The sequence below is a fragment of the Desulfovibrio desulfuricans genome, from assembly GCF_024460775.1.
Taxonomy (GTDB): domain Bacteria; phylum Desulfobacterota; class Desulfovibrionia; order Desulfovibrionales; family Desulfovibrionaceae; genus Desulfovibrio; species Desulfovibrio desulfuricans_E.
The window spans coordinates 1-274 of record NZ_JANFYZ010000060.1 but is presented as its reverse complement, the minus strand read 5'-3'; the positions used below and the strand labels follow the sequence as shown (position 1 = coordinate 274).

1 protein-coding gene is annotated in these 274 nt (G+C 34.3%); it reads left to right on the top strand.

Going from position 1 to position 274, the window contains the following annotated elements:
* On the top strand, positions 1-274 hold a 274-nt coding region (locus NE637_RS15405; RefSeq protein WP_256267807.1), incomplete at both ends, for an ABC transporter transmembrane domain-containing protein.

Sequence of the window (274 nt, the reverse complement as noted above, 5' to 3'; positions counted from 1 at the left end):
ATTCGGCGCAATGGCAATGTCTTTTATGGTAGATGTCAAAGCGGCAATGGTTTTTGTTGTTGTAATTCCTCTTTTGTCGGTAGTTGTATTTGGGATCATGCTGATTACAATGCCTCTTTATAAGAAAGTGCAGTCATATTTAGATGAAATTCTTCTAAAAACGAGAGAAAATCTTATCGGTGTAAGAGTGCTTCGTGCTTTTAATAAAGAGGAAAAAGAAAAGGCTGAATTTGAAGAAAACAATCAAATGTTGACAAAGGAACAAAAATTTGTC